The 25606-nt window shown below is 70.3% G+C and carries 20 protein-coding genes; 14 read left to right on the forward strand and 6 right to left on the reverse strand.

The genetic code is table 11. The annotated features are described in order from the left end of the window. Positions 1-5: 5 nt before the first annotated feature. Positions 6-1271, forward strand: coding sequence for a hypothetical protein (locus AB0I12_RS22775; RefSeq protein WP_359933063.1), 1266 nt, complete (start codon positions 6-8; stop codon positions 1269-1271). Here the strand turns inward: AB0I12_RS22775 and AB0I12_RS22780 are convergent. Further along, positions 1268-2797: a fibronectin type III domain-containing protein gene (locus AB0I12_RS22780; protein ID WP_359933066.1), complete on the reverse strand. Its 1530-nt coding sequence runs from the start codon at positions 2795-2797 to the stop codon at positions 1268-1270. The genes AB0I12_RS22775 and AB0I12_RS22780 overlap by 4 nt on opposite strands. Before the next feature lie 134 nt (positions 2798-2931). Further along, complete coding sequence (locus tag AB0I12_RS22785) at positions 2932-5151, reverse strand: LamG-like jellyroll fold domain-containing protein (RefSeq protein WP_359933069.1); 2220 nt, start codon at positions 5149-5151, stop codon at positions 2932-2934. Positions 5152-5306: 155 nt separating this feature from the next. Here AB0I12_RS22785 and AB0I12_RS22790 point away from each other — a divergent pair, with 155 nt between their 5' ends. Then, entirely contained in the window at positions 5307-6929 is a 1623-nt protein-coding gene (locus tag AB0I12_RS22790; protein WP_359933072.1) for a Wzz/FepE/Etk N-terminal domain-containing protein, read from the forward strand. Between the two features lie 8 nt (positions 6930-6937). Then, positions 6938-8227: a hypothetical protein gene (locus AB0I12_RS22795; RefSeq protein ID WP_359933075.1), complete on the forward strand. Its 1290-nt coding sequence runs from the start codon at positions 6938-6940 to the stop codon at positions 8225-8227. Between the two features lie 191 nt (positions 8228-8418). Here the strand turns inward: AB0I12_RS22795 and AB0I12_RS22800 are convergent, their stop codons facing one another. Continuing rightward, the gene (locus tag AB0I12_RS22800; RefSeq protein ID WP_359933077.1) at positions 8419-9936 is read right to left on the reverse strand and encodes a right-handed parallel beta-helix repeat-containing protein; all 1518 of its coding nucleotides are present in this window, start codon (positions 9934-9936) and stop codon (positions 8419-8421) included. A gap of 42 nt (positions 9937-9978) precedes the next feature. After that, positions 9979-11391, reverse strand: a complete 1413-nt coding sequence (gene uxaC, locus AB0I12_RS22805; protein ID WP_359933079.1) for a glucuronate isomerase — start codon at positions 11389-11391, stop codon at positions 9979-9981. A gap of 141 nt (positions 11392-11532) precedes the next feature. Between uxaC and AB0I12_RS22810 the strand changes: the two genes are divergently transcribed. From AB0I12_RS22810 to AB0I12_RS22835, 6 genes are read left to right on the forward strand one after another with little or no spacing between them, the layout of a single operon-like run. Next, positions 11533-12531, forward strand: coding sequence for a LacI family DNA-binding transcriptional regulator (locus AB0I12_RS22810; RefSeq protein ID WP_359933081.1), 999 nt, complete (start codon positions 11533-11535; stop codon positions 12529-12531). A 58-nt stretch (positions 12532-12589) separates the two neighbouring features. Beyond that, positions 12590-13807, forward strand: coding sequence for an extracellular solute-binding protein (locus AB0I12_RS22815; protein WP_359933083.1), 1218 nt, complete (start codon positions 12590-12592; stop codon positions 13805-13807). Then, positions 13804-14862: an ABC transporter ATP-binding protein gene (locus AB0I12_RS22820; RefSeq protein ID WP_359933085.1), complete on the forward strand. Its 1059-nt coding sequence runs from the start codon at positions 13804-13806 to the stop codon at positions 14860-14862. The genes AB0I12_RS22815 and AB0I12_RS22820 overlap by 4 nt, the downstream gene beginning before the upstream one ends. Beyond that, positions 14859-15737: a sugar ABC transporter permease gene (locus AB0I12_RS22825; RefSeq protein WP_359933087.1), complete on the forward strand. Its 879-nt coding sequence runs from the start codon at positions 14859-14861 to the stop codon at positions 15735-15737. The genes AB0I12_RS22820 and AB0I12_RS22825 overlap by 4 nt, the downstream gene beginning before the upstream one ends. Continuing rightward, positions 15734-16579, forward strand: a complete 846-nt coding sequence (locus tag AB0I12_RS22830; RefSeq protein WP_359933089.1) for an ABC transporter permease subunit — start codon at positions 15734-15736, stop codon at positions 16577-16579. Before AB0I12_RS22825 ends, AB0I12_RS22830 begins: the two co-directional genes overlap by 4 nt. A gap of 13 nt (positions 16580-16592) precedes the next feature. Further along, positions 16593-17975, forward strand: a complete 1383-nt coding sequence (locus tag AB0I12_RS22835; RefSeq protein WP_359933091.1) for a mannitol dehydrogenase family protein — start codon at positions 16593-16595, stop codon at positions 17973-17975. On the opposite strand, the gene AB0I12_RS22840 is transcribed toward AB0I12_RS22835, so the two are convergent. Then, entirely contained in the window at positions 17950-19533 is a 1584-nt protein-coding gene (locus AB0I12_RS22840) for a right-handed parallel beta-helix repeat-containing protein (protein WP_359933093.1), read from the reverse strand. The genes AB0I12_RS22835 and AB0I12_RS22840 overlap by 26 nt on opposite strands. A gap of 130 nt (positions 19534-19663) precedes the next feature. Further along, positions 19664-21370 carry a right-handed parallel beta-helix repeat-containing protein gene (locus tag AB0I12_RS22845; protein WP_359933095.1) on the reverse strand — a complete coding sequence of 569 codons (1707 nt, stop codon included), beginning with the start codon at positions 21368-21370 and terminating at the stop codon, positions 19664-19666. A 72-nt stretch (positions 21371-21442) separates the two neighbouring features. On the opposite strand from AB0I12_RS22845, the gene AB0I12_RS22850 reads away from it, so the two are divergent. Genes AB0I12_RS22850 through AB0I12_RS22870 form a run of 5 tightly spaced genes read left to right on the forward strand, consistent with a single transcriptional unit; the run spans position 21443 to position 25514 of the window. After that, positions 21443-22660, forward strand: coding sequence for a glycosyltransferase family 4 protein (locus AB0I12_RS22850; protein WP_359933097.1), 1218 nt, complete (start codon positions 21443-21445; stop codon positions 22658-22660). A 43-nt stretch (positions 22661-22703) separates the two neighbouring features. After that, entirely contained in the window at positions 22704-23165 is a 462-nt protein-coding gene (locus AB0I12_RS22855; protein ID WP_359933099.1) for an adenylyltransferase/cytidyltransferase family protein, read from the forward strand. Beyond that, entirely contained in the window at positions 23162-23908 is a 747-nt protein-coding gene (locus AB0I12_RS22860) for a CDP-alcohol phosphatidyltransferase family protein (RefSeq protein ID WP_359933101.1), read from the forward strand. The genes AB0I12_RS22855 and AB0I12_RS22860 overlap by 4 nt, the downstream gene beginning before the upstream one ends. Then, the gene (locus AB0I12_RS22865) at positions 23908-24324 is read left to right on the forward strand and encodes an adenylyltransferase/cytidyltransferase family protein (protein ID WP_359933103.1); all 417 of its coding nucleotides are present in this window, start codon (positions 23908-23910) and stop codon (positions 24322-24324) included. The genes AB0I12_RS22860 and AB0I12_RS22865 overlap by 1 nt, the downstream gene beginning before the upstream one ends. Then, on the forward strand, positions 24324-25514 hold the full coding sequence (locus AB0I12_RS22870) for a glycosyltransferase (RefSeq protein ID WP_359933105.1): 1191 nt from the start codon (positions 24324-24326) through the stop codon (positions 25512-25514). Before AB0I12_RS22865 ends, AB0I12_RS22870 begins: the two co-directional genes overlap by 1 nt. The last annotated feature ends 92 nt before the right edge of the window (positions 25515-25606 follow it).

Consider the following 25606-nt stretch of genomic DNA (forward strand, 5'->3'; position numbering starts at 1 on the left):
AGGCGGTGAGAATCCGGCGGCCGAAACTCCGGCGGCTGGCCGGACCGGCCGGTCGCGCGAGCTGGGGTTTGGCCGACCAGGCCCTGTCGAGTCTCAGCAACCTCGCCGTCGGGGTCGTCGTTGCACGGTCGAGCACGGTCGCGGACTTCGGTGTCTACGCCCTCGCGTTCGGCGGCTACACGATCGCCCTCAACGTGTCCCGGGCAGTCTCCACCGAGCCGCTCGCCGTGCGGCACTCCGGAGACCGCACACCGGACTGGCAACGAGCTGTCCGGGCCAGCACGGCGACGGCGGTGCTGTGCGGCCTCCTGGCTCTGGCCGTTGGGTTGGCGATCGCGGCGTTCCCGGGTGTTCCGTCGCGAGGTGTCCTGATTGCCTTCGCCGTCACCATGCCGGGACTGCTCCTGCAAGACGCCTGGCGCTGGGCGTTCTTCGTCGTCGGCGAGGGGCAGAAGGCCTTCGTCAACGACCTCATCTGGCTCCTGGGCATGCTGGCGATCTTCGGCGGGCTGTACCTCACCGACACGGCGTCGGCGTTCTCGCTGACGTTCGCGTGGGGACTCGGCGCGGTGATCGCGGCGATCGCCGGCCGCTTCCAGGCAGGCGTCGCGCCGCGCCGGCAGCTGATCCGCGAATGGGTCCGGCGGAACTGGGACCTGACCCCGAAGTACGTCGGGGAGATGCTCGCGGTGTCCGGCACCATCCAGGTCTACATGCTCGGCATCACCGCGGCCGCCGGCCTGGTCGCGACCGCGGGCATCCGCGGCGCCCAGGTCCTGCTGGGCCCGGTGAACGTGCTGAACCAGGGCATCCGGATGATCTCGGTCCCCGAGGCGGCCCGCGCCCTGCGGCACTCGTACCGGCGGCTGTGGCTGGTCGGGCTCGCGATCTCGCTCGGCATCGGCGCGGGCGCGCTGGCCTGGGGCGCGATCTTCCTGCTGCTGCCCCCGGTCGTCGGGCGGGAGCTGCTCGGCCCGGGCGTCTGGACCCAGGCCCACAACGTCCTCGTCCCCGTCATCCTGCTGCAGGCCCTCGGCGCCTCGAACGCCGGCGCCTTCGCGATCCTCCGCGCCCTGACCGCCGCCACTCGCGGCCTCCGAGTCCGCCTGATCTCGTCCGTCGTCCTGATCACCTGCGGCATCGGCGGCGCCTACCTCTGGGGGCCCGAAGGCGCGGCCTGGGGCCTGGCCGGCGCCTCCTTCGCAACCCTCCTGCTCTGGTGGAACGAGGCCCACCGAGCGATAGCGGCCCACCGCCGCGGCCGTGGTTAAGGGATCTTGATGCTTGCCGAGGCACCCTTCCTGATGTTGCGGCCGTCGTGGACCTCCACGTGGTACGTGTACGTCGAGCCGCGCGCGAGGCCGCGGTCGACCACCTGGTAGACCTTGCGGGGCTGCCAGAAGTACGACGTGTACTGGTTCGAGCCGACGTTCAGCGAGCCACGGAAGACGTTGTACGTCAAGGTCAGGTTGTCGAGGTCGTAGGTGTCGGTGTAGCTCACGTACACCCGGCCGGAGGTCGTCGCCGTCAGCGTCGGAGCCTTCGGCAGGCCGGGAGCCGCGCCGCCGGCCACGTTCGTGAACCGGGTGATGCCGACCTGGATGGTGCCGTTCACGTGCAGGAAGTCACCGCCGACCCACAGGTCGGTGGCGGTGCCGGCCATCGCCAGCGGGCCGACCTGCGTGGTGCTCTTCGGGTTCGCGTCGGTGTTCGGGAACCAGGGGCCGAGGTTGCCGTTGATCGCGCTCTCGACCAGCAGGTAGTGCGTGCCGGTGCCGTCCGGGAAGCCGTTCGGCGACGAGCTGCAGTTGTGCGCGTGCGAGCCCTTGTAGACCCAGTTGCCGATCGCCTTGATCGCCTCGGTCGCACCCAGGCACTTGTTCTGCCACAGCAGCTGACCGGTGCTCACCTGGGCGGCGAGGACGCCGTCGTAACACCCGCCGCCGTCACCACCGTTCGACACGAAGACCTTGTCGCCGAGGGTGTCGATGTCCTTCACCCGCGTGGTGCAGGTCGCGGTCGGCTTCGGGATCGCCGCCGCGGCCGGGAACGCGAAGGCCGCGCCGGTGGTGTTGTTCAGCATCGCCAGCGAGTAGTGGTCCTTGTCGTTGATCGTGCTGAACGGGCCGCCGACGAACACCCGGGTGCCGTTGTCGGCCACGTCGACCGCGTACACGTCGTTGTTCGCGTTCGGGTTCCACGGCAGCAGGTCGCCCTGGATCAGCCGGACCGCGCCCAGCCGGTTGCGCGTGGCGCCGTCGATCGCGCGGAACGCCCCGCCGATGAACACGCTGTTGCCGTAGATCGCCAGCGCCTTCACCCGGGCCGCCACGACCGGGTCCCAGGCCGCGACCAGCTTGCCGGTGGCGACCGAGAACATCGCGATCTTGCTGCGCCGGATGCCGTTCACCGTGGTGAAGTCACCGCCGATCACCACCCACTTGCCGTCGGGGCTGGTGGCGATGGCGTACACCGGGCCGTTCAGCGTCGGCGCGAAGGCGGTCGGCTTCCCGGTGGTGCGGTCGAAGGCGGCGACGTACGTGCGGACCGCCTCCGGCGCCTGGCCGGAGGCCTTGCCCGGCTGCCGGAGCCTGGTGAACAGACCACCGGCGTACACGGTGTTCCCGGCGATCGCCAGCGCGTTCACGCTGTTGTTGGTCTGCCACGAGGTCTGCTTGATCGCCGAGACCGCGGAAGCGAAGCCCGGCTGCGCCGCCTCCACCGGCGGTCCGGAGGGGATCAACGCCGCGGCCACCACGGCCACAACGGTGATGGCGGCCAGCACTAACTTCTTCATTGATGTCCTTCGACTGGGCGGGGATCAGTCAGCGCGTGCCTCATCACGCACCAGCGAAGGACATTAGCGCTGCAGGAGGCCCACTGGAAACGGGCCTCCTGATCGCGTTATGAGTTTGTGCCAGAGTTAACTTTTCACTTTGCGGCGTAGTGGGACTGGACCTGGAGCGGTGACAGCGCGTACGGGTAGACGGCCGCCTCGTCGATGCCCATTCCGGTCTGCGTCGCTCCGCCGCCCGGCCACGAGTTCGTCAGGTCGTACCCGACCCGCCACCATCCGTAGTAGATCGACGCCGGCCCGACCAGCGCGCTGCCGGACAGGACACCGTCGACGTAGAGCTTCATGGCGCCGTTTTCGTAGCTGCCGACCACATGGTGCCACTGGCCGTCGTTGTTGCCGGACGGGCTGGTCAGCGTGCGCTGCGAGCCGTCGTTCACGCCGAAGACGATCGAGCCGTTGGTCCGCATGTACAGCATCCGGTCGCCGCCACCGCCGCTGTTCCCGGTCTTGGAGTTGCCGAAGCCGATAATCCGGCCGCCGCGGTTGAAGCCGCTCTGCTTGACCCACGCCTCGACCGTGAACTGCTGCGGCATGCTGTACGCCTTCTCGCCGACCATCCGGCCACTGCTCGTGCTGGTCGTCATCGAGGTGTTGCCGGCGATCGCCCCGGCGCCGCCCAGCGTGACGCCGGTGAACGTGCCGTTGTTGCTCTGCCCGGAGGAGTCGACGGACGTCGTCGTCCCGGCCGGCTCGCCGAGCCGCCAGTACGCCTGCGGGCCGTCCGCGTTGACGATCTGGTCGTACGCCGTCGACGCGGCCGAGGCGACCGTGATCGGGTCGGAGTAGTTGCCGCGCACCGTCGTGCTGCCGTCGGTGACCTCGACGCGGTAGTTGGTCTGCTCACCCGGCGCCGAGGAGGTGTCGGTGTAGCTCAGCCAGGGCCGGTCCCACGGCGTGGACTTGGCCGTCCAGGTCGCGATCGTGGTGTTGCTGAAACCCTTGAGCAGCCGGTACGTCAGCGTGCTGTCGTCGTTGTCGACGACGGTCGGGAAGTGGATCTGCACGACCCCCGGCTGGACGCTGTACGGCGTCAGCTTGGCCGGCTTGGCCGGGGCGGCGCCCGGAGCGGCGTTGGTGAACCGGGTCAGGCCCTGCTGGCCGGTGCCGTTCACGTTCAGGAAGTCGCCGCCGACCCACAGGTCGTTGCCGCCGGTCGCGAACGCCAGCGGGCCGACGTTCGTCACGCTGTCCGGGTCGGCGTCGGTGTTCGGGAACCACGGGCCGAGCGAGCCGTCGGTCAGTTTCTCGCTCAGCAGGAAGCGGTACCCGAAGCCCTGCGGGAAGCCGCCGGCGCCCTGGTTGGCGCAGTCGTGCGCGTGGGAGCCCTTGTACAGCCAGCCGTTGACGACCTTGACCGCCTCGGTCGCGCCCAGGCACTGGTTCTTCCACTTCAGCGTGTTGGTCGCGATGTCGGCCGCCCAGGTGCCGTCGAAGCAGCCGCCGCCGTCACCGCCGTTGCCGAAGTACACGGTGTCGCCGCTGGCGTCGATCGTCTTCACCCGCGTTGTGCAGGACCCGTTCGGCGGCGGTACGGCGGAGGCGCCGGGGAACGGCAGCACCGCGCCGGTCATCGGGTCGAGGCTCGTCACGGTGTTCTGCGTGGTGCCGTTGACGGTGCTGAACTGACCGCCGGCGTACACCTTGGAGGCGTCATCGGCCGCGTCGACGGCGTAGACGTCGCCGTTCACGGCGGGGGCCCAGGGCAGCAGCGTGCCGGTGTCGGTGGTGACCGCGGCCAGCCGGAGCCGGTCCACGCCGTTCACCAGGCCGAACGAGCCGCCGAAGTACACCGTCGTGCCGGAGACTGCGATGCTCTTGACGCGATACGAGACCGAAGGCTTCCAGTTCGCCACGAGGTCGCCGGTGGCGGTGTCGAAGGCGGCGATCCGGTTGCGGGTCTGGCCGTTGACGGTGGTGAAGTCGCCGCCGACGAAGATCCGGGAGCCGTCCGCGGACGCGGCGACCGCGTAGACCTGACCGTTCAGCACCGGGGTGAACGAGGTGACCAGCGCGCCGGTGCCCGCGTCGAAGGCCGCCAGATAGGCCTGCCCGACCTCGCCGGTCCCGGGCGCGGCGCCCGGCGGGCGGACGCTGGTGAAGCGGCCTCCCGCGTACGCCTTACCGGCGGCGACCGCGATGCCCTGGACGCTGGCGTTGGTCTGCCAGGTCGAGCTGCTGGTGGCCGCGAGCGATGCCTCGACGCTCTGCGCCGGCGCCGCGATCAGCACGGTCCCGACGACGGCCAGTGCCGTCCCTACGACCCCCAGCCGTGTGAACAGCCGTCTTTTCGTCATGTAGCGATGTCCCCCCTTGGACATGATCGGCGCGCGTGGCGCCTGACCCCTCAGAAATCCCCCGGGAAGAGAGTAGGGCACAACCGCGAGATCGCGTGAGCGTCCCGCCCGCACCTGTGGATATCCTGGGGCGCTGGCGAACCAGGAGGTAACGGATGGAACCGGGCACCGTGGTCTGGCGGGAGACCGCTCAGTCACTGCTGCGGCAGAAGTGGCTGATCCTCGGCTGCATCCTGCTCGGGCTGCTCGGCGCCTCGGTGTTCGCGCTCTCCCAGACCGAGCGGTGGACCGCCTCGAGCCAGTTGGTGATCGGCCCGGCCGTGCCGCCGGCGCTGGTCGGCAAGCTGTCGACGTCCGCGGACAAGAGCGGCCCGCTGGGGATGGACCTGCCGGCCGAGACGCAGGCGCGGGTGATGGCGAGCCCGACACTGCTCAAGGCCGTCGTCAAGGCGCTCGGGATGCCGGACAACGACCAGACCATCCAGAACCTGGCCGCGGTCACCCGGGTGAAGGCCGTCACCGACAACGCCTACCTGGTCACCACCGACGGCCCGACCGCGCAGACGGCGGTCGACCGGGCGAACGCGATCGCGACGATCTACCTCGCGCAGCGCAACGCCGAGGCCAAGGCGCTGCTCACCAACCTGGCCGAGCAGGCGCAGGCCCGGTCGCGGACGGCGACCCAGCAGTCCCGCAGTCTGGTCAGCCAGATCGACGAGGCGGTCGGTCGCGGCGACAACCAGACCGCCGCGGCGCTGCGGGACCAGCGCGTCGGCCTGGCGACCGAGGCGCGGCAGGCCGCGGACGACGCGGCCGCGATGCTGAAGGCGCTGTCGACGGTCGGCTCGGGGAGCCAGCTGGTGACGCCCGCGACGACCGACACCGCGAGCTCGTCGCCGATGGTTGCCCGCGACATCCTCGTCGGCGGGATCCTCGGCCTGGTGCTCGGCTTCGGCCTGGCGCTGCTGCGCTCGCACCTGACGCCGTACATCCTCACCCGTGACCAGGCGGCGCGGGCGGCGACCGCGCCGGTGATCGCGGCCTCCGAGGGCAACCGGCGCCGGTTCTGGCAGCGGTCCGCCCCGGAGCTTCCGCAGTACGAGATCACCGCGCTCGGCGCGGAGGCGAGCGGCGCGCTGGCGCGGCGTGAACTGAACCCGCGGGCCTTCGCCGGCGGCGGCCCGGGCGCGCTCCTGGTCGTGTCGGCGTCCCCGACCCCGAACTCCGCCGGTATCGCGCTGGCCATGGCCGAGGCGAACGCCCGCGACGGCCGCGAGACCCTGCTGGTGCTGGCCGACATCGAAGGTACGCCGGTCCTCCCGCACCTCACCGGCCACGAGGGCCTGACGGATCTTGTGAACGAGCCGGCCGCCACCCGCGCGATCCGGGCCCGCAAGCTGTTCCGCCCGGGCACCGTCGCGGACCTGTACGTGCTGCCGCCGGGCCTGAACCACGAGGAGACCGCCGCGGCGGTCGGCCCGTCACTGGTCCCCGGCATCGTCGCGGACCTCCCGCCGGGGTACTCCGTGGTGATCCACGGTCCCGCCTCGGTCGGGCGGCACGGCATCACGCCGCTGGCCGCGGCGGTCGACGCCTCGGTGCTGGTGGTCCAGGTCGGCCTCGACAAGGAGATGGACGTCGCGCGGCTGACGGGCGCGCTGCAGTTCGCCGGCGCGCCGGTGCTCGGCGTCGTCCTGATCGGCACGTCGACCCAGGACGAGACGCTCGGCATCCCGCTGAACTACAAGCCGCTGGACGCGGGCACGCCGTCGCGCTGATGGCCAGCATGTCGGGCACACGCTTGGCTCCGGCGGTGCCGGGCACGGTCGAGGGCGAGAGCGAGCGCCCGGCCTGGTTCTGGCTGCTGCTGTGGTGCCTGTTCGTGCTCGGCGTCCAGCCGTGGTCGTCACGGGTCGCGGCGCCGCAGGGCACCACCGGTTCCACGAACAGCATCGCCAAGGGTTTGCTGCTCGGTGCGGTCTTCCTGGTCGCGCTCGCGGCGACCAAGCCCGGGTTCCGGACGCGGGTGAATCCAGCCTCCTGGCTGTACGTGATGTACGTGCTGTTCGCGTGCGCGACCGCGTTCCTGCTGGCCGAGCCGATGGGGCCGTTGACCCGCCTGGCCCGGTTCCTGATCGGCCTGGTGCTGATCTTCCTGCTCTGGCGGCCGCTGGTCCAGGTGCCGGAGCGGCTGGTCCGCGCACACCTGTGGGCCCACCTGTTGCTGGCGGCAACTGTCGTGCTGAGTCTTGCCTATGCGCCGTCGCAGGCGTGGCGCCCGCTGCGGTCCCTCGGCGCCGGGTACCGGCTGCAGGGCGTCATCATCCCGATGCTGCCGCCGCGCGTCGGCGAGGTCGGAGCGGTGCTGCTCGGGCTGGCGGTGATCGGGCTGGTCTGCCGGAAACTGGCCACGCTGCCCGCGGTGACGCTGATCGGTCTCGGCGGTGTGCTGATCGCGGCGAGCCGGACGCGGACGTCGGCGGCGGCCGTCGCGTTCGGCCTGGTGATCGCGCTGATCATCACGCGGAAGACCTGGACCGGCCGATTCGTGAGCCTCGCCGTACCGGGGTTGCTCGGGCTGGCGTTCCTCACGATCGGCTCGCTGCACGACTGGCTGCTGCGCGGCCAGAGCACGCGGCAGATCAGCTCGCTGAGCGGCCGGACCACCAGTTGGCAAGCGGTCCTCGACGAGAAGGTGTCCACGCAGACCGCGATCATCGGCCACGGCCTCGGCAACAAACGGGTGCTGCTCACCCGCGGCGAGGGTGACGTCGACGTGATGGCGATCGACAACAGTTGGCTCGGCCTCTACTGGGAGACCGGGCTGCTCGCGGTGGCGATCGTCGGGCTCGCGCTGATCCTCGCCTGGGTGTCGGTGCTGCGCGCGCCGACACCGTACGTCAAGGCCTGCGGCGCCCTGCTGCTCGGATACGTGACGGCTGCCTCGCTGAACGAGAGCGGCCTGTCGGACCTGTCGTCGATGACGGTGCACCTGCTGGTCGCCGCGGCGATCTGCGACGCGGACCGGCTCAGACGCCGAAGAATCCCGGCAGCGGTAATCAGAAGGAGCAGGTGAGGATGGGAGGGAAATTTCTCGAGTCGTGGGAATCGGCGCTTTGAAAGGACCGCGATCCACGACTCGGGGTGGAAGCCTGGAACCGAATGTCACGAGTCGGCGTCCAGCGCCCTGCGTCTGCCGCGGGCTCCAGGTGAGCCGTCAGCCACGAAACTTGAAACACACGGCCTCACCCCTGCTCGAGCGCTCGTTCAGCTGCTCACTGAGTCCTTGTCGAAGCCGGACTGCTGCCACTCCGGCCAGGTCATCGTCCTGCCCCGGTACGCGAACCGGTCGGCGCCCTGGTAGCTGTTGCGGCGGAAGGTGACGGATCCGGGCTGCGTCGGCGAGCGCTTGTTCTCGACGACTCCGAGCGTCGACTCCTCGCTCATCACGACCAGGTTGCCCTCGACCAGGACGTTGCGCAGGACGTACGTGCCGCGCGGGCCGTCGCCGCGGGTGCGGGACTGGATCGACAGCGCGTTGCGGTTGTCCTGGATCAGGTTGCCGCGGACCTGGACGTCGGACGACGTGTTGACGTTGATGCCGCCGCCGTCCCAGAGCGTGCCGCCGGACCCGCGGCCGGTGCCGAACCCGTTGTGCTGGACGACGTTCTGGTCGATGACGCCGGCGTAGCTGATCTCGTACCGGATGCCGTCCGCGGCGTTGTCGCGGATCCGGTTCCCGGTGATCCGGCGGTCGTACTCCGCGATGTCGCTCCACATCCCGACGCCCTTGTTGGCGACGATGTCGTTGCCGCTCACCTCGCCGGACGACCGCGTCGACTTGATCCCGCCGGACTCCCAGTCCGCGATCCAGAACCCGTCGGTGTTGTTGCGGCTGACGAGGTTGGCGGTGATCTTCACCCCGGCCGACTTGTACTGGCCGATGCCGAGCTGGCCGTTGTCGGCGACCGTGTTCCGGCTGACCTCGGCGTTGTCGCCCTCGATCACCATGATGCCGACGGCGTGGTTGCGGCGGACCTCGTTGCCGGTGACCTTCCAGCCGGTGCCGACCTGGACGGCGCCGCCCTGGGGCTTCGAGGCGAAGTGCTCGATCGTGAGGCCGGTGACGGTCACGTCGTCCGCGGACTTCTCGATCGCCGTCCGCGTCCGGGACATCTCGACGACGTGGCCGGCCGGTTCGTCGGCGACGTACACGATGTTCGCGGTGTAGTCGCCGTAGAACGTGCCGGGCTTCAACTGCGCGCGGCTCATGACCCGGGTCAGATGGTTGCCGTCCACGAACAGCTGCTCGCCGAGCTGACAGGGGTTGGTCTTGTTGTCCTCACACTGGCCTTTGAGCGGGTACGCCGGGGGCAGCACGCCCTGCACCGACCAGACAGATCCGTTGCGGGCCCACCCGGTCAGCCGGATCGCACCGCTCAGCACTGCGCCCGGGTCGCCGGCAAGCGTGTCTTTCTGGCGTGGGCGGATCGCTCGCGTGATGCGGTGCAGGCCCTTCGCGAAACAGAAGGTGGTGCCGGCGGGGGCGGCGTCGATGATCGGCTGCGGGTCCACGCCGACCGCGATGGCAGTCCCGCTGCACGGTTTCGCCGTACTCGGGCCCGTCGGTCCGAGTACGGCGGCGGCCGCGGCCGGGGGAGCGGTTGGAACCGTCACCGTGACGGTCGGCGGGGCCTTCGACGGTTCGGGAGCGGTGCCCGTGTCCGAACACCCCGACAACATCAGCACCGCGGCTCCAGCAGCCGCGACGGCCCCACGCCTCATCCCGGTCCCTTCACGCACCCCCGGCGAACAGATTGCGTGAGACTACCGGTTGGAGAGGTACGTGTCCTTCGCCAGGTCGTACGCCAGCGCCTTGGCGACCTGGAGCGCGTCGTCCTCGTCCAGCCGGTGCTGGACGACGAGGTTGGCCAGGTAGCCGGCGTCGATCCGGCGCGCGAGGTCGTGCCGCGCCGGGATGGACAGGTACGCGCGGGTGTCGTCGACGAAGCCGCTGGTGTTGTAGAAACCGGCCGTCTCGGTGACGAGTTCGCGGAACCGGCGCATACCGTCGGGGCTGTCCAGGAACCACCACGGCGCACCCAGCCGCACGGCCGGGTACACGCCCGCCAGGGGTGCCAGCTCCCGGCTGTAGACCGTCTCGTCGACGGTGAACAGCACCAGCCGGAAGTTGTCGGCGTGTCCGAACCGCTCGAGCAGCGGCCGCAGCGACCGCGTGAACTCGGCCGCGACCGGGATGTCGTGCCCCTGGTCCGGCCCGTACGTCGCGAAGATCGCCGGGTCGTGGTCCCGCAGGACACCTGGGTGCAGCTGCATGACGAGACCGTCCTCGGCCGACATCACCGCCGACTGGTACAGCATGTGGCCCGCGAACGCCTGGGCGTCCGCCGGCGTCACATCGCCCTTCAGCGCGCCGGCGTAGATCCTTTGCGCTTCCGCATCGGTCAGCGGGACGGCGGCGGCGCTGAGGTGGCCGTGGTCCGTTGCCCGGGCGCCCGCCGCGACGAACGCCTGGCGACGCTGCCGGAGGGCTTCCAGGAATCCGTCGTACGTCGAGGTGTCGACGTCGGCCAGTGCGCCGAGCTGGGTGATGAGCTGCGGCCAGCCGTCGCGGTCGACGTGCGCGACGGCGTCCGGGCGGAAGGTCGGCACGACCCGGCCGGGCAGGTCGGCGGCCAGCTGCGCGTGCTGGGCGAGGTCGTCGGTGGCCGCGTCGGTGGTGGAGATCAGCTCGATGTTGAACCGATCCAGCAGCGCTCGCGGCCGGAAGCCGGGCTCCGCGATCCGCGCCATGATCTGGTCGTACAGCTCGTCGGCGGTCTCCGCGGACGGGTGCACCGTCAGCCCGAGCACCTCCGCGAACTCGTGCTCCAGCCAGTAGCGGCTCGGGGTGCCGAGGAAGAGGTGCCAGTTGGTGCAGAACTCGCGCCAGATCTCCCGCGGCTCGGCGGTCTGCCGGCCGTCGCGGCGCGGGAGTCCGAGCTTGTCGGCGGAGACGCCCTGGGAGATCAGCATCCGGGTCACGTAGTGGTCCGGCACGACCAGCAACTCGGCCGGGTTGCCGAACGGCGCGTCCGCGGCGAACAGCCCGATGTCGACGTGACCGTGCAGGCACAGCAGCGGCAGGTCCTTCGTCGAGGCGTGGATCCGGCGGGCGACGTCCCGCGCGGCGCCGGTCGGCAGGGCGCGGTCCGGATGGGGCTGCAGAGCCTTCGGCATTGATCCTCCGATGCTGGGCTGAAACGTGTTCTGCAAAGGATTGCAGTCGGACCTTGTCAGCACAAGCCGCCGTCCACGACCCGGTGCCTTGACACAAACTGCAACCGATTGCAGACTCAACCCCGACCTGAGGAGATGACCATGGCGGCAACGATCCGGGACGTGGCGCGGCTGGCCGGCGTATCGCCGTCCACGGTCTCGCGGGCGCTCTCACTGCCCGGCATGGTCAACGCGGCCACCAGGGCCCGCGTCGCGGCCGCGGTCGAACAGCTCGGCTACGAGCCGAACCGCGCCGCCCGCGGCCTGATCACCGGCCGGACCGGCACCATCGGCCTCCTCGTCCCCGATCTGGCGAACCCGTTCTTCGCCAGCCTCACCAAGGGCGTTCAGGCCCGCGCCCGGCACCACGACGTCGCCGTCTTCGTCGCGGACACCGACGAGGACCCGGCCGCCGAGGCCGGCCTGGTGCGGGCGCTGTCGAAGCAGGTCGACGGTGTCGTGCTGTGCTCGCCGCGCGCGAGCGACGCGGAGCTGGAGGCGATCGCCCAGGACACGGCCGTCGTGCTGGTCAACCGCACCGCCGGCGGCCTGCCCGGCGTCACCTACGACAACGAGGACGGGATGCGGCAGGCCGTCGCCCATCTCGTTGCCCTCGGCCACCGCCGGATCGCCTGGGTCGGCGGGCCCGCCACCTCCTGGTCGACCCAGCACCGGGGCGTCGGTCTGCGCGCCGCGGCCGAGGCGCTCCAGGCCGAGCTGGCGCCGGTAGGCAACTTCGCGCCGACGTACGAGGGCGGCATGGCGGCCGCCGATCAGGTCGTCGCCACCGGCGCCACGGCGGTCGTGGCCTACAACGACCTGGTCGCGATCGGTCTGCTGGCCCGCCTGCACAGCCGCGGCATCTCGGTCCCGGGCGACCTGAGCGTGGTCGGGGTCGACGACATCGCGATGTCCAGGATGGCCCGGCCGGCGCTGACCACGGTCCGGCTGCCGAAGCAGGAGGCCGGCCGGATCGCCGTCGAGCTGCTGCTCGCACTGCTCGACGACCCGGACGCCGCCCAGGGCCAGCGCTTGAAGCACGGGGAACTGCACGGGGAACTGATCGTCCGGGACTCGACCGGACCAGCACCACAGAAGTGATCACCCCGGCGCGGCGGCGACGCCGTGCCGGGCCCGCCCTGATCCGAGGAGACACCCGATGCATCTGCAGCGGAAGCTGATCGCGGCCACCGGTCTGGTGGCCGTGCTCGCCGCGGTGACCGCGTGCGGCGCCCCGGCGCCGAACAAGCCCGCCACCGAGAGCGGTGGCGACGTACCCGAGAAGCCGGCCAAGGCCGTCACGCTGAACGTCCTCGACGTGGCCGGCAATCTGCAGCTGACCCAGGGGATGATCGACGACTTCGTCCAGCAGCACCGCGACGTGATCTCGAAGGTCACCTACTCGAAAGGCCCCGCGCCCGAGCTGGCCGGCAAGATCAAGGCCCAGCAGAACGCGAACCGGGTCGACATCGACCTGGTGCTCACCGGCACCGACGGGCTCGCGGCCGGTCAGGAGCAGGGCCTGTGGACCGACCTGCTCTCGAAGTACTCCGACCGGCTGCCCGGGATGAAGGACTACCTCCCACCAGCGCAGAAGATGCAGGAGCTGGGCGGCAAGGAAGGCGTGACGGTCACGTACTACCCGTCCGGCCCGCTGCTCGAGTACATGCCGTCGAAGGTGGCGTCGCCGCCGAAGACCGCCGCCGACCTGCTCGCCTACGCGAAGGCCAACAAGGGCAAGGTCATGTACGCCCGGCCCGCCAACTCCGGCCCCGGCCGCACGTTCCTGATGGGCCTGCCGTACATCCTCGGCGACAAGGACCCGAAGGACCCGGTGGACGGCTGGGACAAGACCTGGGCGTACCTGAAGGAGCTCAACCAGTACGTCGACTTCTACCCGTCCGGCACCGCCGACACGATGAAGGCGCTCGCCAACGGGTCGGCCAACATCATCGCGAGTACGACGGGGTGGGACATCAACCCGCGGGTGCTCGGCACGGTCCCGAAGGAGGCCGCGATCACGCCGCTGGAGGGCTTCCACTGGGTCACCGACGCGCACTACGCCGTCGTACCGAAGGGGGTGTCGGCCGACAAGCAGGCCGCGATCCTGCAGCTGCTGCAGTTCATGCTGACGCCGGAGCAGCAGGCCAAGGCGTACGACAAGGGCTACTTCTACCCGGGCCCGGCGATCAAGGGCGTCGAGCTGGCGCAGGCGCCGCAGGAGAGCAAGGACGCGATCACCGAGTTCGGCCGGCCGGAGTACGACAAGCTGATTGCCGACAATCCGACCGAGGTGCCGCTGGACGCGAAGGCGCTGGTGGCCGCCTTCGACAAGTGGGACCGCGAGGTCGGCGGCAGCAAGGTGAAGAGCCAGTGACCTCGCCGACCTCGGGATTCACGCAGCTCCGGCTCGACGGCGTCACCCGCCGGTTCGGTACGGCGGACGCGCTGAGCGGGCTGGACCTGACGATCGAGCGGGGCGAGTTCATCGCCCTGCTCGGGCCGTCCGGCTGCGGCAAGTCGACCGCGCTGAACTGCCTGGCCGGCCTGCTCCCGCTGACCGCGGGCGCGATCTGGCAGGACGACCAGCGGATCGACACGCTGCCGCCCGAGAAGCGCGGCTTCGGGATGGTGTTCCAGAACTATGCGCTGTTCCCGCACCTGACCGTCCGGGACAACATCGCCTTCGGGCTGCGGATGCGGCACCTGCCGAAGGAAGACGTCCGGCGGCGGACCGCCGAGGCGATCGAGATGGTGCAGCTGACCGAGCACGCGAGCAAGCTGCCGGGCCAGCTGTCCGGCGGGCAGCAGCAGCGCGTGGCGATCGCCCGCGCGACCGTCCTCGAGCCGTCGCTGGTGCTGATGGACGAACCGCTGAGCAACCTGGACGCCAAGCTCCGGCTGGAGATGCGTACCGAGATCCGCCGGCTGCACCAGTCGCTCGGGCTGACGACCGTGTACGTGACGCACGACCAGGAGGAGGCGCTCAGCATGGCCGACCGCCTGGTCGTCATGCGCCAGGGCAAGGTCCAGCAGATCGGCACTCCCGAGCAGGTCCACACCAAACCGTCGACCTGGCACGTCGCCGACTTCATGGGGTACCGCAACCTGCTGCCGCTGAAGGCGGCGCAACTGCACGGCGACCAGGTGACGGTCGAGCTCGGCGGTACCCCGGTGCGCGGCGCCGCGCAGGGCGCCGTCGCGCACGGAGACGACGTGATCGCCGCCGTCCGCCCCGAGGACCTCAAGCTCAGCGACGACGGCGTGAAGGGACTCGTCGAGGTCGTCGAGTACCAAGGGCGCGAGCGGGCGGTCGAGGTGGTCCTGGATGGGGACCTGCGGGTGCATGTGCGCACCGAGCAGCGGGTCGAGCCGGGGGAGCGGGTGGCCTTGGCCGTCACGCCGGGGCGGCTCCTGGTGTATCCGTCATGAGCGCGACCTGGCAGCACCGGCTGGCCGAACGCGGCGTCGACCGGCGGCTGTGGTTGTTGCTCCCGGCCACGATCTTCGTCCTGCTGCTGTTCGTCTACCCGTTCCTCTACGGGCTCAGCCTGTCGTTCCAGCCGATGAACGGCGGCGGCGTGCTGGCCAACTACGACAAGTTCTTCAGTGACGCCTATCAGCGCGACACGATCGCGACGACGCTGAAGATCGCCTTGCCCGCGGCGCTGCTGAACGTGCTCGCCGCGGTGCCGATCGCCTTCCGGCTGCGCGGCCGGTTCCGCGGCAAGCGGCTGCTGACCACGATCCTCGTCGTACCGATCACCTTGGGCACGGTCCTCACCGCGCAGGGGCTGCTGAACTACCTCGGCCCGACGGGCTGGTTCAACCGGATCCCGCTCAGCCTGCAGATTGTCGACAATCCGATCCGGCTGACGAACAACTACTGGGGCGTGTTCTTCTCACTCGTCATCACCGGCTTCCCGTTCGCGTTCCTGCTCGTGCTGTCGTACCTGTCCGGTATCGACCCCACGCTGGAGCGGGCCGCGGCGACCCTCGGCGCGTCGCGGGCACAGCGCTTCCGCCGGATCACGCTCCCGCTGCTCGCGCCCGGATTGGCGACAACCTTCTTGCTGACCTTCGTCCTCGCGTTCTCGGTGTTCCCGTCCGCGGTCCTGGTCGGCAACCCGGCGGGATCGACCCGGGTCATCTCGCTGGCGGCGTACCAGGCGGCGTACGAGCAGTACGACTACGCGTACGCGTCGGCGATCGCGATGGTGATGGGCGCGGTCGAGCTGATCGTGGTGGCGGTCGTGCTGCTGTGGCGGTCGCGGCTCTACACCGGATCGACGGGAGGCAAGGGATGAGCGCGAAGGCGAGATCCGTCCGGGCCACGCCGCTCGGCTGGGTGATCTGGGCCGTGGTGGTGTTCTTCTTCGTGAACCTGGCCGGCGTCGTGTTCTCGGTGCTGGTCAGCTCGTTCGGCACGAAGTGGTTCGACACCTGGTTCCCGAGCGGCTTCACCACCCAGTGGTACGGCGACGCGTGGCGCGAGTTCACGCTGTTCCACGTCATCGTCGTCACGCTGCTCGTGTCGGCGCTGGTCGTCGTCCTGTCGGTGCTCGTCGGCGCGCCCGCGGCGTACGTGCTGGCCAGGAAGAACTTCCCCGGCAAGCGGCTGATGTACCTGACGTTCCTGCTGCCGATCCTGATGCCGCCGATCACCTACGGCATCCCGCTCGCGACCGTGCTCTACAAGTTCGGGTTCGCGGGACACCTGTCGGGGGTCGTGCTGGCGAACCTGGTGCCGTCGGTGCCGTTCGTGATCCTGACGATGACGCCGTTCATCGAGCAGGTCGATCCGCGGATCGAGGACGCGGCCCGGATGCTCGGCGCCGGCACCCGCGCGGTGTTCCTGAAGATCCTCGCCCCGCTGCTCGTCCCGGGCCTGCTGGCCTCGGCGATCCTGGTGCTGGTCCGCACCGTCGGTATGTTCGAGCTGACGTTCCTGACCGCCGGACCGGACTCGCAGACCCTCGTGGTCGCGTTGTACTACTCGATGTCCGCCGCGGGCATCCGCGCGCAGCAGTCGGTCGACGCGATGGCCGTCATCTACACGGCGATGATGCTGGTCCTGCTGGTGGTGGCGCTGCGCTTCGTGAATCCCACGCAACTCGTGGCCCGTGTGAAGGAAGAACCCTCAGAGTGAAAGGTTCCGTCAGTTGAACAGGCTGAGTCTCACCCAGCTCCCCGTCGCCCCCGCGGTCGACCCGCACGCGGTGTCGGTCGGCATCGTGCATCTCGGGATCGGCGCGTTCCACCGCGCGCACCAGGCCGTCGTCACCGAACGGGCGGCGGTGGAGACGGGCGACACCCGGTGGGGGATTGCCGGCGTGAGCCAGCGCTCCACCGCGGTCCGGGACCAGTTGGCGCCGCAGGACGGCCTCTACTCGGTCCTGGAGCGCGGTCTCGGTGAGCCGTCGGTGCAGGTGATCGGCAGCGTCCGCGAGGTGCTGACAGCGCCGGAGGACCCGGAGGCGGTGGTCGCGCGGATCGCGGACCCGGCGGTGTCGGTGGTGACGCTCACCGTCACGGAGAAGGGGTATCGGGCCGCCGGCGCCGGGCTGAACCTCGACGACGCGGAGATCGAGGCCGACCTGACCGGCCGCCCGCCGCGCACCGTCGTCGGCCAGCTGGCCGCGGCGATCGCCCGGCGCGACGAGCCGCTGACGATCGTGTCCTGCGACAACCTGGTGGCCAACGGACCGTTCCTGCGCCGGCTGGTGACCGACTACTTCGAGGCGCTCGGCAAGATCCCGCCGGCGTTCGAGGCGACGCGGTTCCCGGCCAGCATGGTCGACCGGATCGTGCCGGCGACCACCGACGCGGATCGCGACGAGGCCGCCCGGCTGCTCGGCGTCCGGGACGAGGCCGTGGTGGTCGCGGAACCCTTCCTGCAGTGGGTGATCGAGGACGACTTCGCCGGTCCGCGGCCCGCCTGGGAGCGTGGCGGCGCCGTACTCACCGCGGACGTGGCGCCGTGGGAGCAGGCCAAGCTGCGGATGCTGAACGCCACCCACTCGATGCTCGCCTACCTCGGCGCGTTGCGCGGGTACGAGACGATCGCCGAGGCGGTCCGCGACGACGAGCTCGGCCGACTCGCGCGGGAGCTGATGACCGACGACGTCGTACCGACGCTGACGCCGCCCGACGGGCTGGACCTGGCCGCGTACGGCGCGACCGTGCTGGAGCGGTTCGAGAACCCGGCGCTGAAGCACCGCACCCGGCAGGTCGCGATGGACGGCTCGGTCAAGCTGCCGGTGCGGATGCTCGGCACGGTCCGCGACCGGCTGGCCGCCGGCGCCGAGCCGCGGATGATCTCGCTCGCGGTCGCCGCCTGGATGGTCTACGTGCAGCGCACGCCGGACCTGGACGACCCGCAGGCGGACCGGCTGAAGGCCGCGGTCGCAGGGGTGGCCGAGCCCGGCGCGCTGGTCGATGCCCTGCTCGCCGTCGACTCGATCTTCACCCCCGACCTCCGCGACTCGGCCCTGTTCCGCGACCTCCTCGTCGACCACGTCAGCTCCCTGCAGGCAGGATTCTGAGGAGTCCGGTCGCGTCCAGCACTGCCCTGCCGAGGGCGAAGACGCTCGTGGTGTCCTGGCCGGTGGCGCGCCACTGCTTCGCGGTGTACCACTGGCCGGTCTTCTGGAACCGCTCGGCGCTGAGGCTGTCGAGGATGTAGGTGTTGTCGTTCAGCGCGACCTCGCCGGCCGGGATCACCGCACCGGAGTTCTGCACCATGCCGGTCGCGGTGGTCCCGCCGCGCATCGTCACCTGGTTGCCTGCGACGACGATGTCCCGCAGCACGTTGGTGCCCCATGGGCCGGAGCCGCGGGTCCGGGACTGGATCGCGATCCCGTTCACGTTGTTCGCCACCACGTTGTCGCGGACCTGGACGTTCGACGAGGTGTTTACGTTGATCCCGCCGCCGTCCCACAGCGACGTACCGGAGCCGCGGCCGGTGCCGAAGCCGTTGCCGCTGATCACGTTGTCCGCGATCACGCCGTTGCGGCCGATCTCGTAGCGGATCCCGTCCGCCGCGTTGCCGAGGATCTGGTTGTTGCTGAACGTCCGGCTGTCGTCGTACGCGTCGCTCCACAGGCCGACGCCGCGGTTGTACCGGATGAGGTTCCCGCTCACCGAGCCGCCGCTGGACCAGGTGGTCTTGATCCCGCCGGATTCCCAGTCCGCGATCCAGAAGCCGTCGGTGTTGTTGTAGCTGACCTCGTTGGCCGCGATGGTCGCCTTGAGGGTGCTGTACTGGCCGATGCCGAGCTGGCCGTTCGAGTGGATGTGGTTCTTCTCGAGCACGGCGCCGTCGGCGTTCACCAGCATCGCCCCGACCCCGTGGTTCCAGCGGATGTCGTTGGCGTACACCCGCCAGCCGAGGCCGAGGACCACCGCACCGCCTTGCGGGGGAGTGGCGAAGTGCTCGATCGTCAGACCGCGCACTGTCACCCCGGTCGCGCCGGACTCGATCGCGGTCTGCGTCTTCGACATCTCGATCGAGTGCCCGGCCGGGTCGCTGCCCAGGTAGACGGCGTTCGCCGCGTAGTCGGCATAGAAGGTGCCGGGGGCAACCTTGTCGCGGGTGGCCACCCGGGTCAGGTGCTTGCTGTCCAGGAACAGCTGCTCGCCCAGATGACAGACGTTGGCCGTGTTGTCCTCACACTGCCCGGTCTGCGCGTACGCCGGTGGCAGGACGCCCGTGGTCACCCAGTCGCCGTTGCTCGGCGTCCAGCGAGTCAGCCTGACGGATCCGGTGAGTACGGCGCCGCTGTTGCCGGCGAGCACCTGGTCCGCCTTCGGGTGGATCGTCTCGGTGATCCGGTGCCAGCCGGTCGTGAAGCAGAACGTCGTACCGGTCGGGGCGTCGTCGACCACCTTGGCGGCGTTGTCGGTGGTGCGGATCGGGACGCCGGTGCAGGCCGGCGCGAGTGCGGGGCCGGTCCGGAACGTGCCGTCGGCCGGCGGCGTGGACACGGTCTGCTGATCCTCGAACGTCGGGCCGTCGCCGGCCGGCGCACTGTTCGCAGGCAGCGGGCCGACGGCAACCAGACCGGTGCCGACTGCAACAAATGCCAGAACTGTAGTTTTCATAGCGGAGCCTCCGGTGGCACAGGTAGCCCTGAGCGCACCCCCCATGGCGCGGCTTCGCTACGCAGGTTACCCCTACGTCACGTAGTCATGGCAATACGTAGCGCACAAATATGTTGCGATGAGCAAGCGATCAGTCGGTGAGGAAGCTGCCGACCTTGTCCAGGCCCGCCTGCCGCCAGCCGGCCGCGGTGAGCTTGGCGCCGAAGCGCGCGAACCGCTGGGTGCCGAGGTCGTCGAGCAGGTACTTGTTGCCGCTGAACACCACTTCACCGGCGGGCACCTCGGCGCCGGAGTTCTGCACCATGCCGGTGGCCTGGGTGCCGCCGGTCATCTCGATCGTGTTGCCGCTCACCTGGACGTCGCGCAGCAGGTAGGTGCCCCATGGGCCGGTGCCGCGGGTCCGGGACTGGATCGTGACGCCGTTGACGTTGCCCGAGACCCGGTTCCCCTTGATGGTCACCCCGGTCGAGGTGTTCACGTTGATCCCGCCGCCGTCCCACAGCGACGTACCGGAGCCGCGGCCGGTGCCGAACCCGTTGCCGGTCACCGTGTTGCCCTCGATCGTGCCGTTGCGGCTGATCTCGAACCGGATGCCGTCCGCCGCGTTGCCGACGATCTGGTTGCCGCCGATCACCCGGCCGTCGTCGGCGACGTCGGCCCACATCCCGATGCCCTTGTTGGACTTGATCACGTTGCCGCTGACGGTGCCGGAGGAGCGGGTCGACTTGATGCCGCCGGACTCCCAGTCGGCGATCCAGAAGCCGTCGGTGTTGTTCGAGCTGATCACGTTCCGGGTGACGGCCGCGGCGGCGGAGCTGTACTGGCCGAGGCCGAGCTGGCCGTTGTGGTGGATCAGGTTCTTGTCGACCTTCGTGCTGTTGGCCTTCACCAGCATCACGCCGACCGCGTGGTTCCAGCGGACGTCGTTGGCGGTCACCTTCCACCCCGGCCCGGAGACCAGCGCCCCGGCCTGCGGCGCGCTGGCGAAGTGCTCGATGGTCAGGCCACGGACGGCGACGCCGCTCGCGCCGGACTCGATCGCGGTCGCGGTCTTCGACATCTCGACCTCGTGCCCGGCGGGGTTGCTGCCGAGGTAGACCGCGTTCGCCGCGTAGTCGGCGTAGAACGTGCCGGCCCGCACCGCGGCCAGGCTCGCGACCCGCGTCAGGTGCGTGCCGTCGAGGAACAACTGCTCCCGCAGGTAGCAGATGTTCGCTTTGTTGTCCTCGCACTCACCGCTCTTGCCGTACGCCGACGGCAGCGCGCCTCGCACTACCCAGACGGACCCGGAGCGCGCCCACCCGGCGAGCGGAACCGATCCGGTGAGTACGGCGCGCTGGGCGCTGGCCAGCACCTGGTTCGCCTTCGGGCGGATGGTGTCGCTGATCCGGTGCAGGCCGGCGGCGAAGCAGAACGTCGTACCGGCCGGCTTGGAGTTGACGATCGACTGGGCGTCCTGGCCCGGCGTGATCACCACGCCGGTGCACGGCCCGGCGACGGCGGGCCCGGCCTCGTCGGAGTCGACGGCGGGCGGCGTCGGGATCTTGGGCTCGACCGGCTTCGCCGGTGTCGTGGCAGGCTTCTTGGGGTGCGTCGTGGCGCCGGGCTTCTTCGACGGCGCGGTGGTGGCCGTGGTCTTCGGCGCGGGCTTCGCGGACGGCGTGGCCGTCGTCTTGCCCGGGCGGTGCGAGGGCAGCGCACGGGAGGCGGCCTGCTCGGACTCCTGCACCTTCGCGGCGGTCGTCGCCTTGTTGTTCTCCTTGGCGATCACCGGCACGGCGATTGTCACGACCGCGACCGCCGCGGCGATGAGCGCTCCGAACCACAACTTCCTCAATGCACTCTCCTGGGAGCGGGCGAGACAGAGCGGGAGACAACGTGTAGCCACTCAGGGACATAAGGTAGTGCCATGCGGGTCGCAATGCTGCACAACCGTTACCGAACCGGTCAACCCAGCGGGGAGAACACGGTTGTCGCGCAAACGGTTGATTTGTTGCGTAACTCAGGACATGAGATCGACTTTTACGCCCGGAACAGCGATGACATCGCCGAACTGGGGCGAAAAGATCGCGCGCTGTTACCGTTTCGCTCCGTTTGGTCATTTTCGGCCGAACGCGATTTAACGAAGCTATTGCAGGCGCAGCGGCCCGACGTGGTGCACGTGCACAACACTTTCCCGTTGTTCAGCGCCTCGGTCCTGCGCGCGGCGCACCGGCTGGACCTCCCGATCGTGGCGACGCTGCACAACTTCCGCCTGCTGTGCGCGAATGCCGTCCTGCAGCGCGACGGCGGGCCGTGCGAGTCGTGTATCGGCAGGCTGCCGCTGGCCGCCGTGCGCCACGGCTGCTACCGCGAGTCGCGGGTGCAGACGCTGCCGCTGGCGGTGAGCATCGGCGTACACAACACCATGCACACGTGGCAGCGGTACGTCGACACGTTCGTCGTACCGTCCGAGTTCGTCGGCGAGCGGTACGCCGCGGCCGGGTTCGACGCGGAGCGGTTCGTGGTGAAGCCGCACGCCGTACCGCACTCGGGCGAGGTGCGCATCGGCGCGGGCGACGCGGTCGTGTTCCTCGGGCGGCTCAGCGAGGACAAGGGCTTCGCGGATCTCCTGCAGGCGTGGGATTCGTCGCTCGGCCGGCTGGTCGTCGTCGGCGACGGTCCGCTGCGGGCGGCGGCCGAGGAACGGGCCCGCCAGGACCCGTCGGTTCAGGTTCTCGGTCAACTACCGTGGGCGGCCGGCATGGAAATCCTGCGGTCCGCGCGCGCCGCCGTGGTGCCGGCGCGTTCGTATGAGACCTTCGGACTCGTGGTGGTGGAGGCTTTCGCCCACGGCGTGCCCGTGGTGGCGTCCCGGCTCGGGGCGCTCGCGGAGCTGGTCGACGACGGAGAAACCGGTGCCCTGACCGCGCCCGGTGATCCGGAAGGCCTGCGGAAGGCGATCGGGTTGGTGGCTGATCCCGAGACTTCGATAGCCTTCGGCGAACGAGCCCGTCAGGTCTACCTGGAGCGCTTCACACCGGAGCGCGACGTGGTGGCCACGGAAAGGATCTACACCGATGCGATCGCCCGGCACTCCGCCAGCGACCGGGCGCGCACGGCAGGTTCAGGACACGAGCACGGCTGACGCAGGGGGCGGCGTCGTGCCGGAGGGACATCAGGAGTTCGCGGTGGGGGATGGCAGTTCAGGTGGTGCGCCGGCCGCGCCACGGGTCGGCTGTGTGGCCGGGGTCTTCGACCTGTTCCACGTCGGTCATGTCGACGTGCTCGAGCGGGCGCGACGGCACTGCGACCGGCTGGTGGTGGCGGTGCTGTCCGACGACTGGGCGCTGGGCGCCTGGGGCGGGCGGCCGTTCGTGCCGCTGCTCGAGCGGGCGCAGATCGTCGAGCACCTGCGCTGCGTCGACGAGGTGGTTGCCGTGGACGACGTACGGCCCGAGTGGCTGACCGGCGTATTGGGAGCGCGGACCGTGTTCGCTGCCAGTGGCACCGACGGCGTCCTGGGGGTCGAGGAGCTCGACGGGATCCCGGCCGCGCTGATCACCGTCCTGCCCGCCGGCCGCGGCTCCCGCAGCCCGATCCTGCGCGCCGCGATCGACCAGCGGCAGTCCCGCAGCTCGAACGTCGCATGAGCGAGCGGCTCCTGAGCAGCGCCGGGCTGCGGGCGACGGTCGCGCAGCTGTCCCGGGCGCAGAAGCCGTCGGCCGGGACTCCGGCGTACTCGCGGTTCGTGAACCGGCGGATCGGCCGGGTGTTCGCGGCCGCGGCGTTCCTCGGCCGGCGCACGCCCAACCAGGTCAGCCTGGCGAGCGGGTTCTGCTCGCTGATCGGGATCGTGCTGGTGGCCTGCGTGCGGCCGTCCCTGGGCCTGGCGCTGGCGGTGACGGCGCTGCTCGTGCTCGGCTACGGGCTGGACTCCGCGGACGGGCAGCTGGCCCGGCTGCGCGGCGGCGGGTCGCCGCTGGGGGAGTGGCTCGACCACATGATCGACGCGGTCAAGATCGTGCTGCTGCACAGCGCCGTACTGATCTCGTTCTACCGTTTCGATGCCTTTGACAACGACCTGGCGCTGCTCGTGCCGCTCGCGTACGTGTGCATGTCGTCGGTGCTGTTCTTCGGGCTGATCCTGATCGACCAGCTCCGCCGGCGGCACGGCGCGGCCGGCGAGCCCAACCGGCGCGGGGATTCCGTGGTCAAGTCGTTGCTCATCGCACCGACCGACTACGGCGTCCTGTGCCTGGCCTTCCTCGCCTTCGGCACGCCGTCGCTGTTCCTCGTGCTGTACGGGGCGCTGCTGGCGCTGAACCTGCTGTTCCTGGCCGCCGCGGTCGCGAAGTGGTACCGCGAGATGGCCGCGCTGGGGGTGCGCGCCTGATGACGGTCGTCGGGTACGCGCCCGGGGTGTACGACATGTTCCACATCGGGCACCTGAACATCCTGCGCCGGGCCCGCGAGCACTGCGACCACCTGATCGCGGGCGTCGTCGAGGACGACGTGGTGGCCCGGATCAAGGGCCGGCCGCCGGTGGTGCCGCACGAGGAGCGGATGGAGGTCGTCCGGGCGCTCGACCTGGTCGACGAGGTGGTCAGCGACTGGTCCAGCGACAAGTTCGAGATGTGGCAGCAGTTGCGCTACGACGTGCTCTTCAAGGGTGACGACTGGAAGGGAACGGAGAAGGGGACCAGACTGGAAAGGCTGCTGGGTGAGGTCGGCGCACAGGTGCACTACTTCCCGTACACCGCCTCCACCTCGAGCACCGATCTGCGCAGGCTTCTGGAAGGGATGAACTGATGCCGGGCCGGCCGAAGGTACTGCTCAGTGCGTACGCCTGCCGGCCGGCAGGCGGATCGGAGCCGGGCGCCGGCTGGGCGTGGGCGAAGGCCGCGGCGCGGGACCACGACGTCTGGCTGCTCACCCGGGGCAAGTTCGCGCACGAGATCGCCGCGGAGCTCGCGGCGCGGCCGGTGCCGGGCCTGACCGTCGTACCGCTGGAGATGCCGGGGTGGATCCTGCGGCTGCGGCGGCGGCCGTCGGACGTGTACTGGTACTACCCGCTGTGGCAGGGGCTGGCCCGGCGTACGGCGCGGCGGCTGCACGCGGAGCATTCGTTCGACGTGATCCACCACCTGACGTTCGCGGTCGACTGGATGGGCGCCGGCGTGGTGGAGCGGTCGTCGGCGAAGGTGATCTGGGGTCCCGTCGGCGGGTCGACGACCGCGCCGCTGTCGATGGCGCACTGGCTCGGGACGCGCGGTGTCGCGGGGGAGCTGGTCCGCCGTGCGTACACCGGGATCCGGCGCCGCGCGACCGGGCGGCGGATGGCGCAGATCGCCGACCTCATGGTTGCCCAGAACAACGACGTCGCCGAGGTGTTCCGCCCGTACGCGCGAGAGATCGTGGTCCAGCCGAACGTGGCGATCCGGAGGTTCACCGCGTCGGGTCCGTACGAGCCGTTCGGGGCGCCCGGCGTGAAGACGGCGCTGTTCGTCGGCCGGCTGATCCCGTGGAAGGGCGTGCTGCTCGCGATCAGCGCGCTGGCCCGGCCCGAGGCCGCGGACTGGGAGCTGCGGATCATCGGGGACGGCCCGGACTGGGGTCGCGCGGAGAGCCTGGCCTGGCAGCTCGGTGTCCGCGACCGCGTCGAGTTCATGGGCGCGCTGCCGCGCGAGGACGTCCTGGCGGCGATGTTCCGCGCCGACGCCCTGCTCGCCCCTGCCATCCGCGAAGCCGCCGGCTGGGCCGTCACCGAGGCCCTAGCCTCCGGCTGCCCCGTCGTCTGCGTCGACCGCGGCGGCCCCGCCGTCATCGTCGGCCCCGGCGAAGGCGTCACGGTCCCCTGGCGCGGCGACATCGTCGGCGAACTGGCCCGCGGCCTGGCATCACTGCAGGGCCGCATCACCCCGGTGGACCGCTGGGGCCCCGACCGACTCCCCGACCTGCTGGCCGAGTGGTACACCCCGGCCCGCGTCTCCGCTGACTAGGGCGTGTCTGCTAAATCGTCGGGGTTGGGTGGTTGATGCTTGTTCGGTGCTGCGTTCGGGTGTGATTTCTGATGAGTTGTGGGCGGTGATTG

This window comes from Kribbella sp. NPDC050459 (genome assembly GCF_040655315.1).
In the GTDB taxonomy this organism is placed as follows: Bacteria; Actinomycetota; Actinomycetes; order Propionibacteriales; family Kribbellaceae; genus Kribbella.

What these genes read in the sequence shown, in the direction of transcription:
- AB0I12_RS22870 (WP_359933105.1), top strand. Translation starts at nt 24,324, where the DNA reads ATGCCGGGCCGGCCGAAGGTACTGCTCAGTGCGTACGCCTGCCGGCCG.
- AB0I12_RS22785 (WP_359933069.1), bottom strand. Translation starts at nt 5,151, where the DNA reads ATGACGAAAAGACGGCTGTTCACACGGCTGGGGGTCGTAGGGACGGCA.
- AB0I12_RS22840 (WP_359933093.1), bottom strand. Translation starts at nt 19,533, where the DNA reads ATGAAAACTACAGTTCTGGCATTTGTTGCAGTCGGCACCGGTCTGGTT.
- AB0I12_RS22825 (WP_359933087.1), top strand. Translation starts at nt 14,859, where the DNA reads ATGAGCGCGACCTGGCAGCACCGGCTGGCCGAACGCGGCGTCGACCGG.
- AB0I12_RS22810 (WP_359933081.1), top strand. Translation starts at nt 11,533, where the DNA reads ATGGCGGCAACGATCCGGGACGTGGCGCGGCTGGCCGGCGTATCGCCG.
- AB0I12_RS22815 (WP_359933083.1), top strand. Translation starts at nt 12,590, where the DNA reads ATGCATCTGCAGCGGAAGCTGATCGCGGCCACCGGTCTGGTGGCCGTG.
- AB0I12_RS22850 (WP_359933097.1), top strand. Translation starts at nt 21,443, where the DNA reads ATGCGGGTCGCAATGCTGCACAACCGTTACCGAACCGGTCAACCCAGC.
- AB0I12_RS22780 (WP_359933066.1), bottom strand. Translation starts at nt 2,797, where the DNA reads ATGAAGAAGTTAGTGCTGGCCGCCATCACCGTTGTGGCCGTGGTGGCC.
- AB0I12_RS22790 (WP_359933072.1), top strand. Translation starts at nt 5,307, where the DNA reads ATGGAACCGGGCACCGTGGTCTGGCGGGAGACCGCTCAGTCACTGCTG.
- AB0I12_RS22830 (WP_359933089.1), top strand. Translation starts at nt 15,734, where the DNA reads ATGAGCGCGAAGGCGAGATCCGTCCGGGCCACGCCGCTCGGCTGGGTG.
- AB0I12_RS22795 (WP_359933075.1), top strand. Translation starts at nt 6,938, where the DNA reads ATGTCGGGCACACGCTTGGCTCCGGCGGTGCCGGGCACGGTCGAGGGC.
- AB0I12_RS22800 (WP_359933077.1), bottom strand. Translation starts at nt 9,936, where the DNA reads ATGAGGCGTGGGGCCGTCGCGGCTGCTGGAGCCGCGGTGCTGATGTTG.
- AB0I12_RS22865 (WP_359933103.1), top strand. Translation starts at nt 23,908, where the DNA reads ATGACGGTCGTCGGGTACGCGCCCGGGGTGTACGACATGTTCCACATC.
- AB0I12_RS22860 (WP_359933101.1), top strand. Translation starts at nt 23,162, where the DNA reads ATGAGCGAGCGGCTCCTGAGCAGCGCCGGGCTGCGGGCGACGGTCGCG.
- uxaC (WP_359933079.1), bottom strand. Translation starts at nt 11,391, where the DNA reads ATGCCGAAGGCTCTGCAGCCCCATCCGGACCGCGCCCTGCCGACCGGC.